Origin of the sequence: Virgisporangium aurantiacum (assembly GCF_016863635.1) — a bacterium.
GTDB lineage: Bacteria > Actinomycetota > Actinomycetes > Mycobacteriales > Micromonosporaceae > Virgisporangium > Virgisporangium aurantiacum.
On sequence record NZ_BOPG01000092.1, the window covers coordinates 24,434 to 34,729 of the forward strand.

11 protein-coding genes are annotated in these 10,296 nt (G+C 70.4%); 2 read left to right on the plus strand and 9 right to left on the minus strand.

What is annotated here, in order from left to right:
* Positions 1 to 53 precede the first annotated feature (53 nt).
* Positions 54 to 431, plus strand: a complete 378-nt coding sequence (locus Vau01_RS54285; protein WP_204009695.1) for a response regulator — start codon at positions 54 to 56, stop codon at positions 429 to 431.
* On the opposite strand, the gene Vau01_RS54290 is transcribed toward Vau01_RS54285, so the two are convergent.
* The 3 genes from Vau01_RS54290 to Vau01_RS54300 all read right to left on the minus strand — a co-directional run bounded on the left by Vau01_RS54290 (position 413) and on the right by Vau01_RS54300 (position 4,090).
* Positions 413 to 1,060, minus strand: a complete 648-nt coding sequence (locus tag Vau01_RS54290) for a response regulator transcription factor (protein ID WP_204009697.1) — start codon at positions 1,058 to 1,060, stop codon at positions 413 to 415. The two genes, Vau01_RS54285 and Vau01_RS54290, sit on opposite strands and share 19 nt — an antisense overlap.
* A complete protein-coding gene (locus Vau01_RS54295) occupies positions 1,057 to 2,772 on the minus strand; it encodes a sensor histidine kinase (protein ID WP_204009698.1) in 1,716 nt (571 codons plus the stop codon). The genes Vau01_RS54290 and Vau01_RS54295 overlap by 4 nt, the downstream gene beginning before the upstream one ends.
* Positions 2,773 to 2,845: 73 nt before the next feature.
* Positions 2,846 to 4,090 (minus strand): MFS transporter, encoded by a 1,245-nt coding sequence (locus tag Vau01_RS54300; RefSeq protein ID WP_204009700.1) that lies wholly within the window; start codon positions 4,088 to 4,090, stop codon positions 2,846 to 2,848.
* 392 nt (positions 4,091 to 4,482) lie between these two features.
* On the opposite strand from Vau01_RS54300, the gene Vau01_RS54305 reads away from it, so the two are divergent.
* Positions 4,483 to 7,059, plus strand: a complete 2,577-nt coding sequence (locus Vau01_RS54305; RefSeq protein ID WP_204009702.1) for a tetratricopeptide repeat protein — start codon at positions 4,483 to 4,485, stop codon at positions 7,057 to 7,059.
* A 44-nt stretch (positions 7,060 to 7,103) separates the two neighbouring features.
* On the opposite strand, the gene Vau01_RS54310 is transcribed toward Vau01_RS54305, so the two are convergent.
* The 6 genes from Vau01_RS54310 to Vau01_RS54335 all read right to left on the minus strand — a co-directional run bounded on the left by Vau01_RS54310 (position 7,104) and on the right by Vau01_RS54335 (position 9,984).
* Positions 7,104 to 7,460 (minus strand): IS110 family transposase, encoded by a 357-nt coding sequence (locus tag Vau01_RS54310; RefSeq protein ID WP_373320462.1) that lies wholly within the window; start codon positions 7,458 to 7,460, stop codon positions 7,104 to 7,106.
* Positions 7,461 to 7,464: 4 nt separating this feature from the next.
* Positions 7,465 to 8,280, minus strand: coding sequence for a helix-turn-helix domain-containing protein (locus Vau01_RS54315; protein ID WP_204009706.1), 816 nt, complete (start codon positions 8,278 to 8,280; stop codon positions 7,465 to 7,467).
* Positions 8,277 to 8,993 (minus strand): hypothetical protein, encoded by a 717-nt coding sequence (locus tag Vau01_RS54320; protein ID WP_204009708.1) that lies wholly within the window; start codon positions 8,991 to 8,993, stop codon positions 8,277 to 8,279. The genes Vau01_RS54315 and Vau01_RS54320 overlap by 4 nt, the downstream gene beginning before the upstream one ends.
* Positions 8,994 to 9,209, minus strand: coding sequence for a hypothetical protein (locus Vau01_RS54325; protein WP_204009710.1), 216 nt, complete (start codon positions 9,207 to 9,209; stop codon positions 8,994 to 8,996).
* Positions 9,206 to 9,430 carry a hypothetical protein gene (locus Vau01_RS54330; protein ID WP_204009713.1) on the minus strand — a complete coding sequence of 75 codons (225 nt, stop codon included), beginning with the start codon at positions 9,428 to 9,430 and terminating at the stop codon, positions 9,206 to 9,208. The genes Vau01_RS54325 and Vau01_RS54330 overlap by 4 nt, the downstream gene beginning before the upstream one ends.
* A 236-nt stretch (positions 9,431 to 9,666) precedes the next feature.
* Entirely contained in the window at positions 9,667 to 9,984 is a 318-nt protein-coding gene (locus Vau01_RS54335) for a hypothetical protein (protein WP_204009716.1), read from the minus strand.
* Positions 9,985 to 10,296 lie beyond the last annotated feature (312 nt).

Sequence of the window (10,296 nt, forward strand, 5' to 3'; positions counted from 1 at the left end):
ATCAGTGCTAGCACTGAAGCCAGATTGTCCGGAAGGCGACGACCCTACAAGACGTGACCACCGTCCTGGTCGTCGACGACCACGCCGAGTTCCGCGCGGCCGCCGTCGCGCTGCTCGCCGCCGGCGGATTTCGGGTGGTCGGTGAGGCGGCCAACGGGGCGGACGCGATAGCGGCGGCCCGCGCGTTGGCGCCCGACGTCGTGCTGTTGGACGTGCGGCTCCCCGACCACGACGGGTTCGCCGTCAGCCGCCGGATCCGGGGGCACGTCCCGTCGACGCGGGTCGTGCTCTGTTCGGCGCGGGCCGCGGTCGACTACGGCACCCGCGCCGAGGAGTGCGGCGCGATCGCGTTCTTCACCAAGGGCGAGTTGAGCGTGCCGGCGCTGGTGGCCCTGCTCCAGGGCGAACGAGATCAGACCGACCGCAGGTAGGCGAGCACGGCGAGGACGCGGCGGTGGTGCTCGGCCTCGGCCGGCAGGAGCAGCCGCTGGAAGATGCTGCGCACGTGCGTCTCGACGGTCTTTCCGGTCAGGTGCAACTGTTCGGCGATGGCGGCGTTCGACCGGCCCTCGGCCATGAGCGCCAGCACGTCGAGTTCGCGCGGAGTGAGGTCGCGCAGCCGGCCGGCGCGGCGGCGCGAGCCCAGCATCAGCTCGACCACCTCCGGGTCGAACGCGCACCCGCCAGCCGCGACCCGGTGCACCGCGTCGACGAAGTCGGTGCCGGACACCCGGTCCTTGAGGAGGTAGCCGACGCCGGTCGCGCCGGTGTCGGTCAGCTCGGCGAGGTGGGTGGCCTCGAGGTGCTGCGACAGCAGCAGCACCGCGACGCCGGGGTGTTCGCGGCGGATGCGCACCGCCGCGCGCAGGCCCTCGAGCCGGTTGGTGGGTGGCATCCGGATGTCGACGACGGCCAGGTCCGGTGCGGTGGCGGCGATCGCGGCGTGCAGCCGATGGGGGTCGCCGACCTGCGCGACGATCTCGCAGCCGGCGCCGGTGAGCAGTTCGGCGAGCGCGGCGCGGAACAGCTCGGCGTCGTCGGCCAGGACCACCCGGGTCATGACCCCACCGGAAGGGTCGCGATGACCGTGGTCCCGGACGGTCCACTGTGGACGTCGAGGCGTCCGTCGAGCGCGGCGACGCGATCGCGCAATCCGGTAAGTCCCGTCCCGCCCTCGATCGTGGCGCCGCCCACGCCGTCGTCGGTCACGGAGACGCGCAGTTCGGCGCCCTCCCGCCGTAATGCGATCCGGATCGTGGTGGCGTGCGCGTGTTTGAGCGCGTTGGTCACCGCTTCGGCAGCCACGAAGTACGCGGTGGTCGCGACGGCGGGCGGCAACGCGTCCACCTGCTCCTGAAAGACATCGACCTCGACGGACGCCGGGCTGCGGGCGGCGAGTGCGCGCACGGCGGCCGTCAACCCCGCCTCGCTCAGGACCGCCGGGTGGATTCCGCGGGCGAGCTCCCGCAGTTCGCGCAGCGCGGCGTCGAGCCCGTTCGCACCGCGCGCCAGCAGCTCGGCCAGAGCGGGATCGGCGCCGGCTGAGTCGAGGCGCTGCCGGGCCATCCGCAACACAAGGGCCACGGTGACGAGCTGCTGCTGCGCGCCGTCGTGGAGATCGCGCTCGACGCGGCGGCGCTGTTCGTCGCCCGCCTCGACGATGCGGGCCCGGGACGCCCGGACCTCGTCGAGCTGGGCGCGCACCTCCGCGGCCAGTCGCTGGTTGTCAAGCTCCAGCGCCACCGCCGACGCCACCGCCTGAAGCACGTGCCGATCCTCGTGCAACGCCGGGTCGTGCACCAGCGTCGCCATGCGGCGACCGTCGCGCTCGACCGGGGTCACGGCCCGTCCCGGCGCCACCGGTGGCTGCGCCTCCTCGCCGTACCCGACCTGCAGCGACGGGTCGCCCAAAGCCCACGCGAGCAGGTCGCGCAGCTGCGTCGGCGACGACCGCGGCAACCGGACCAGCACCGCTGCCACCGACGTGCGGCCGAGCCGGACCCGCCAGACCCCGAGCAGGAACGCCAGCGGCAGCAGGAGCACCGAACTGTGCAGGAGCGTGCTGGAGATCGCGTACGGCACCCGCTCATCGGGCTCGAACCATGGGTTGACCACCGACGCGACCCCACCGAGCAGCCCGGCCACCACCACCGGCGCGATCACCCGCCGCGCCGGCCGCGACGCGGCGATCCAGCGCACCACGAGGATCACGATCACCGCCGCGGCCATCACCATCTGCACGACGTCGAGCGCCGTGTCGAACCCCAGCACCGTGTGGACGAGGAGGCGGTTCTCGACGACCGACCGGTGGAACGGCACGTTCGCCGGCACGAACACGAAGACCGCGACATATCCGGCGACCACGATCGCGCGGCTGAGCCGCGACCGCAGCCGGCCGTCCGGAAAGGCGAGCACGAGGTGCACCAGGAAGCCGCCGCTCGCCGACCGGGTGAACAAGCCGATCGTGTGCACCATCGGGTCGTTGGAGACCTGGAGATCCTCGGCGAACCAGCCGAAGCCGGTCAGCACCATGAGCAGCCCGACCCTGTTCTCGCGCTGACGCAGGTGCGCGATCACGCCCGCGGTCAGGTAGAGCCCGCCGACCAAGCCGGAGAACAGGGTCGAGGTCGACGTCGAATGCCGGGCGGAGTCGGTCACGGCCAGCACCACCGCGCCGAACACCGCCCCGACGACGGCCAGCGCCACGACCGTGGCGGTCTCCCGGCTCAGCTTCGGCCGGAGCCACCCGCGCGGGGCCAACGCGGTGTGCATCCCTTGATCCTCGCAGCCCCGTCAACGGAGGGTGCATAACCTGTCATCGAGGCCGAGCGGTCGAGATCCTCGGTTACTTGAGCGAGACGGATACCTTGCCGGGCGACAACGACTGGGGTGTCGCCGTCCGCACGGGTGTGAAGAGCATGCCCACGATGCACGCTGCGGCTTCGACGGCGGCACCGCCGACGAACAGTGCGGCCACTCCCGCCGCGTCCGCGAGGATTCCGCCGACGCCGAAGGCGATCGGCACGAAACCGACCACCGTCAGTGAGTGGAGGCTCATGACGCGGCCGAGTGTCTCCTCGGTCGCGGCGGCTTGAACAAGGCTGACCAGCGGACCGCCCGTGAAGCCGGTGAGGAATCCGATGGCGACCTGCATCGCCACCGCCGGAGCGAGGACCCGGACCATCGGCATCACGGCGAAGAAGCCGGCCTGCGTGGCCATGCAGGCAAGGATGAGTCCGCCGGTGAACGGACGCCTCCACAGGCGTAGGCCGTGCACGCCGGAACCCGCCACCGCGCCGGCGCCGAACCCGCCGACGAGCAGGCCGAAGCCGGCGGCGCCCCAGCCATTGCGGTGGGCGAGCAGGGGCAGGCCGGCATTTGTCAGCACGCCGAACGTGGCGGCGACGACCGCGCTGACGGGTAGCAGCGTCGCGAGTACCGGCTGGCGGGCCGCGTACCGCAGGCCGACGAGCAGGTCGGCGAGGAACCGGCGCGGCTTCGAGCCGCGGGCCGGCGGCGGCAGGCCGATCGACCGGACCGCGAGGAACGACGCGACGAACGTCGCCGCGTTGGCCAGGAACAGCCAGCCGACGCGGCCTGCGGCCAGCAGAACGCCGGCGACCGGTGGAACGAGCACCGACGACAGACGCAGGACCATCATCCGGATGCCGTTGGCGGCGGTCAGCGCGTCGGCCTCGACCAGTCGTGGGATGATCGCGCCGGTTGCGGGATGAACCGCGGCGTCGACGACCCCGAACACCGCGGCCACCGCGAACAGCGCGACCACCCCGAACGCTCCGGTGCCGGCCGCGACCGCGGCCGTCACCATGACGGCGGCCCGAATCACGTCGGCGACCAGTATGACCCGCCGGCTTCCGGCCCGGTCGACGAGCACGCCGCCCGCCAGCATCAGCAGGGCGCGTGGCAGTGTCGCGGTCGTCAGCACGAAGCCGGCGGTGGTGGCCGATCCGGTCGCCCGCAGGGACACCCAGAGCAGCGCGGTGAAGTAGAACTGATCACCGAGCAGGGAAATGCCGTGCCCGACGATGAACCGTCGGAAACGCGGTTCACGCAGCGGTGACCCGGACATCTCGACATCCCCCGTAGGCCTCGTCCAGCCCTAGTTCCAATCGATGGTCCTCATTGCGTCACCTCCCCGGTTGTGTCGGCCGCGACGGCGGTGAAGTAGAACCGATCACCGAGCCCTATTCCCAATCGAGGATCCTCATTGCGTCACCTCCCCGTTGTATCGATCGCGGCGAGGCCGAGGGGTTCAAGCCGGTCGCACCTCGTCGGCGCGGCGGTGCCGCCCCGCGGTGCCGTCCCGCGGTGCCGTCCCGCGGTGACGCACAACGGGCCGGCCCCTCCGCCGGACGCTGACGAGTATCACGGCGTCGAGATCGGCGCGGGCGAAGTCGGGACGAATTTGGACGTCGGGCGAACTCGCCGCCGGCCTCCGGCGTCTATAACCAAGGGGGTGCGATGGAGCCGACGAAAACGGATGCGTTCACCGCGTTGCCGGATCCGGCGCGCTCGGCTTGTCTCGACGACCTCGTCGAGCGGCTGCGGCGGTTGAAGAGATGGGCGGGTGACCCGTCCTACGAGACGATCAAGGACCGCGTGAACACCGACTGGACCGCGGCGGGCCGCCCGGCCAGCGAACTGACTCGACGGTCGACCCTCGCGAACTGCTTCCGACCCGGCCGCCGACGCATGAACACCGACCTCGTCCTGGCGGTGGTCACGGCACTGCACCCGGACCCGGAGTACGTGTCCCGTTGGCGGGAGGCGCTGCGCGCCGTCACCGGGGAGATGGACGCGGTGGCCCAGGTCCGCGTGTACGACAGCCTGCCGCCGGATATCTCCGGGTTCACCGGCCGCACCGCGGAGCTCGATCGTCTCCGGCTGGCCGCAGACCAGGGTGACGCGGTGGTGATCTCCGCCATCGAGGGCATGGCTGGTGTCGGCAAGACCCAGCTGGCCGTCCACGCCGGGCATCGGCTCCACCGTGAGAAGCCCTTCGAGCAGGTGCTGTTCGTCAACCTCCGCGGATTCCATCCCGACCCGGCGCAGCCACCGGCCGATCCGGCGGCCGTCCTCGACGGGTTCCTGCGCCTGCTCGGCGTATCCTCGCACCGGATACCGGCCGGCCTGGCCGCCCGGACGGCCGCCTACCGCGACCGGCTCGCCGGCGTCCGCGCTCTCGTCGTGCTCGACAACGCCGTCGACGCCAACCAGGTCCGCCCGCTCCTGCCGGCCACGCCGGGCTGCCTCACGCTGGTCACGAGCCGGCACAGCCTCAGCGACCTGAACGCGGTGACCCGGCTGGCCGTCGACGTCTTCACCCCCGATGAAGCCGTGCGTTTCCTGGCCGAATCGCTGCCGGACATGCCCGGCGGCAGCGACCCGCGGGCGCGGGAGCGCATCGCCCGGCGCAGCGGCTACCTGCCGCTGGCCCTGAGCCTGATCATCGGACGCATCCGCGGCACATCGGGCTGGACCTTGACCGACCACGCCGACCGGCTCGACCACCGTCACCAGGAACGGCGCCTGGATTCCGGCCTCGAACTCGCCCTCGACGTGTCGTACCGGCACCTACCCGCCGGCCCGCAACGGCTGCTGCGCCTTGCGGCGCTCCACCCGGGCCAGGACGTCGACGCCTACGCCGCGGCCGCGCTGGCCGACACCGACCTTGCCGTGGCGAAGCAATGGCTGAACCTCCTGCGCGCCGACCACCTGCTCCAACCGGCCGCCCCGGGCCGGTACACCTTCCACGACCTCGTCCGTGCCTACGCCACCACGCGGGCCTACGACGAAGAACGCCGGTCGGAGCGACATGCGGCTCTGACCCGCCTGTTCGACCACTACCTGTCGGCTGCGGCGGCGGCCATGAACGCGCTGTTTCCCGCTGAGGTGAACCACCGACCGCAGGTCGCGCCGGCCACTACGCCCGCTCCCGACCTGACCGACCCCGACACCGCGCTTGCCTGGCTGGACACCGAACAGCCCACCCTGGTCAACGTCGCCGCCCACACCGCGACGCACGGCTGGTACGACCACACGACCCGGTTGGCGCACACCCTCTCCCGTCATCTGGCGAGCGTCTCCCACACCGACGCGGTGGCCGTGCACGACCACGCCCTGCACGCCGCCCGGAGCGGCAACGACCTCGCCGGGCAGGCCCGGGCACTGATCAGCATCGGCTCCTGCGAGCTGAGGCTGGGCCGCCCCGGGCCGGCTGAGGAACGCTGCCAGGAGGGCCTGCGCCTGCACAGGGAGATCGGCGACGAGGCCGGCCAGGCACACGCGCTGGTCACCCTCAGCAGCATCGCGCGGTGGACCTCGCGCAGCGAGTCGGCCGTCGACCACCTGCTGGAGGCACTGAGGTTGTACCGGCAGGCAGACGACCGCATCGGTGAAGGCAACACGCTCAGCGCTCTTGGCATCGCCCTGGAGGAGGCCGGCCGACCGTCGGAAGGCATCGATTACACCCGTCAGGCACTGACCCTGAGCCGGCAGACCGGCAACCGCAGTGGCGAGGCCATGGCCCTGCACGTGCTCGGCGACGCCGAGGTGCGGGTAGGCGGCCGGTACGGGAAGGCGGGCGACCTCCTGCGTGCGGCCCTGACCCTGTACCAGCAGCTCGGCAACCGCCGTTGTGAAGCCGGCGTACTCGAAAGCCTCGGCAGGTTACACATCGCGCTCGGTCTGCCGGACGAGGCCACGAGCCGCTTCCGGCAGGCGCTGATCCTGTTCCGCGAACTCGGCAACCGCAGCGGCGAGACCGAAGTGCTCATCGGCCTGGGCGAAGCGGCCGAGGCCGCCGAACGGACAGCCTCGGCCGTCGACCTCTACGCCGCCGCGCACAGCATCGCGGCCGACATCGGCGAGCACCATTTCCGGGCCCGGGCGGACGCCGGACTCGGCCGGGCCCACCACGCTCTCGGCGACCTGACCATGGCCCGCGCGCACTACGAGCGTGCCGTGGCCCTCTACGCCGAACTCGACCGGCCGGAAGCCGGCGAGCTCCGCAAGCGGCTCCAGGAACTGGCACCCTAGGCCGCAAGCAACGACAGCCCCTTCGTTACGGCGGGTCCCTCCCGTTAGAGCCGACGCCGGTGCACAGCTACTGTGCTCGGCGGAATCTGGAACACCGGTTGCTGTCTGCCGCGGAGTGCCTCGACCAGCAGTCCTCGGTTGGTCTCGATCGCCACCGGCACCTGCTTACGTCCGTGGGTATGGCTCTTCAACAGACCGGCCAGCACCGCCAACAGCTCACGCAGCCCGGTGGGTGTCGCCTCGATCCGGGCGCGGGCCACCACCACCCCGAGCCGGTCCACCACCGCCACGTCGTTGAGGCCCTCGGACCAGTCGACCCCGCACCGGGACGATGTTCCCGTTTGGCGCTGGGAGGTCGAGCAGGAAGCGGTGGTCGAGAAGTGGTTGGCCTGGCCAGTGATCCGGTCAGAGGCGGTAGTCGCTGATTGGAACGCTCAGTGCGTAGGTGCTGGTGAAGATGCGGCGGTATTCGGTGAGTTCGGCGGGGCGTTCGCCGTAACGGGCTCCGGTGAGGGTGGGGGCGTAGACGATGTCGGGGTCGTCGGGGTCGGTGAAGTCCAGGATGGTGAAGCCGCCGGCGGATATCGCCGGGTGGGCGCCGGCTTTCCAGGGCAGGTATCGGATGTCGATGTGGACGCGGTCGGCGAATGCGCAGAGGAGCTGGATCTGTTGGCGCACAACGTCCGGGTCGCCGACGGGTCGGGTCAGCGCGTTCTCGTTGAGGATCGCGGCCAGCCGCATGGGCGGGGTGCGCTCGATGAGTACGGCTTGGCGTTCCTGCTGGTGTTTGAGGTGGTCGCGGACGGCTGCCTGGCTGGCGTCGGGATTAACGCCCAGGCAGAGCGCTTGGGCGTAGTCGGGGGTTTGCAGCAGTTCGGGTACCTGTCCGAGTTCGTAGATGTAGAGATGATCGGCGGTTGGTTCGAGGCTGGCGTATAGCCTGTCGCGGGTGGTCGACGCCGGGTCGAAGTCTTCCCACCAGCCTGGTTGCGTGCAGGTCTGGGCCCATCGAGTGAGCTGGTCGGTTGTCGCGGGGGTGGCGCCGTAGAGCTGGCAGAGGTCCCGGACGTCGTCGGGTTGGATCGGTTGCTGTCCGGTTTCGATGCGCCGTAGCTTGGCCCGGAATACCAGCCCTGATTGTGCGACGTCATGATCGGTCTTGCGGGCAGCTTCCCGGAGCTGTCGCAGCCGTCGTCCCAGTTGTCGCTGCAGGACGGTCACATGTCGCCATCGCTGTTCGCGGGGTTGGCCTTCGGCGGGCGCAGGTCGCGGTCGGGTTGCGTGGCGCGGCGGCGGTCTGCGCGGCGTCGACGGACGGTGGTGACGGTGATGCTCTTGGAGGTGGTGCGGTCTCGTCGGGTGCGGGCGCTGCGGTGGTCGTGGCCCCAGATTCTGGATGGTGTCTCGTGTTCGTGCCACAGCTGCAGGCAGAGTTGTCGGGCGGTGCACAGGGTGGTGACGAAGCCGTGCCGTGCCTTGCCGAGCGATTCTGCCGCGAGGGTGTAGTCGTCGTAGTCGGCGAGGGCGCGGATGACCTGCAGGTGCGGGTAGCGCAAGGTTGAGATGATCTGCCGGACCGCGATGGCGTCAATTATGCGGTCTTCGTATGACTCGGTGGCTGTGGCGATCGCCTGCCAGTACGTCCAGTACCGGGTGATCGGCACCCCACCGGGCGCGCCGGTTCGGGCCACCAGGCCGCGGTGGTGCAGTTCCTTGACCGCGTAGGTGTGGATGGCTCGCTGGCCGGCCTTGACCAGGGCCCAGAAGTCGGGTCGGTCGTCGGCGGCGTAGAGGAGTTCGAGGATGGCGAACTGGGAGATGTCGACGCGTTGCCGGAACGCGATCTGCCGCCACGGCGAGGTGTGCGCCGCCTTCGCGGCGGTAGTGTCCAGTTCGGTGAGGGTGAAGCCGTGCGGCAACTGATCGTCGGTCACTCAGGCGTCCCAATCGGTTCGTGGTGGTCGTCTGGTCAGGCCGGGGGTTCGCCGGGGCAGCAGGCCGTAGCGGGCGAACATGCCTTCGGCGCGAGCGCGTTCGTAGCAGTGCCGGTTGGTCGCGCACATCGCGCAGCCCGTGAGATGGCGATAGATGAGCTCCTGCGCCCGGTCGAGGTGCTCGGCCAACTCGTCGCTGATGTACACGCCACTCATGGCGGTGGCCTCAGCGCAGCCGTGCGAACCAGAGCCGTGCGCTCGCCGATCTCCTCGCCGTCCCCGGCGATCTCGACGCCGGTCACCTGGACCCAGTCGCTGCCATCGGGTAGGTGGCCGGGCGGCAGCTCGGTGATCCGCAATGTCAGGTCGCCATAGCCGAGGTAGCGTTCAGGTTCCTTGAACGTGATGACGTCGCCCACTTTGATCGAAAGGATCATGGCGACCTCCGCAATCGCTCGGTCGGTTACTGGCGTCGGAGGTTGCAGGGGAACAACCTGGGCGGCAGGCCGGGAATGGCGCGGTGCCTGTCCTTCTCGCACTGGCCCATGTGAGGCGGCAGCCGTCTTGGTCGTCCTGAACGTCGCCACCAACGCCTACGCGCGAGCTGGCATGGCACGTCGTCGCCGTCCTCCTGACAGTGCCAGGATGGTGGTGGAAGGCGCTCGCTGACCGACTACCTTCCGGCACTCAGTCGGTAGGGCTCCTCGGCCGGCGGTTGTCCAGCGAGTCTCGCTTCATCGGGCCGGCCACAGCAGGTGTTCAACGGCGCGGGCGCGAACCTCAAGAGGACGAAGTCCTGGGTTCCGTCGCCTCCGAGGGCGTCCACGCCGGTAATGCCGTAGCGGAGCAGGCCGAAATCGATGTCGTCCTGTTCCGAGTCCCTGGCGATGAGCGAGTCGGGGAAGATGTCGACATCCCAGTCGCCACCGCCGTTACGTTCGACGCGGTCGAGTAGCTCGCGAAGCTGTGCGACCTTCAGCAGTGGCCGCACCCGCTTCGTGGCACAGGACGGGGCTTGTCTGGCGTCGGACACGGGATTCCCTTTCGTGAGTGCGTTGTTGATCGCATCCGTTCGTACCTGGGCGCTCGGGCCGGCACGGGCAACGAAACCAGGTCCGCGTCGTGCAGGCGAGCCGCCGCATCTGCGGTTGCGCTCAAGGTGGTGCCGGACGAGGGTCCGTTTCGCCAGCCCGCGTGACGGTTGATCCATCGGGCAGCGTCAGTCCGCAACTGGCGAGGCCGGCGACAGGGCCGGCGACCGCGAGGGGTGCCGGTGGTGCGCAAAAGCGCGGTGGGTCAGGCC

What these genes read in the sequence shown, in the direction of transcription:
- Vau01_RS54290 (WP_204009697.1), bottom strand. Translation starts at nt 1,060, where the DNA reads ATGACCCGGGTGGTCCTGGCCGACGACGCCGAGCTGTTCCGCGCCGCG.
- Vau01_RS54295 (WP_204009698.1), bottom strand. Translation starts at nt 2,772, where the DNA reads ATGCACACCGCGTTGGCCCCGCGCGGGTGGCTCCGGCCGAAGCTGAGC.
- Vau01_RS54300 (WP_204009700.1), bottom strand. Translation starts at nt 4,090, where the DNA reads ATGTCCGGGTCACCGCTGCGTGAACCGCGTTTCCGACGGTTCATCGTC.
- Vau01_RS54305 (WP_204009702.1), top strand. Translation starts at nt 4,483, where the DNA reads ATGGAGCCGACGAAAACGGATGCGTTCACCGCGTTGCCGGATCCGGCG.
- Vau01_RS54325 (WP_204009710.1), bottom strand. Translation starts at nt 9,209, where the DNA reads ATGAGTGGCGTGTACATCAGCGACGAGTTGGCCGAGCACCTCGACCGG.
- Vau01_RS54330 (WP_204009713.1), bottom strand. Translation starts at nt 9,430, where the DNA reads ATGATCCTTTCGATCAAAGTGGGCGACGTCATCACGTTCAAGGAACCT.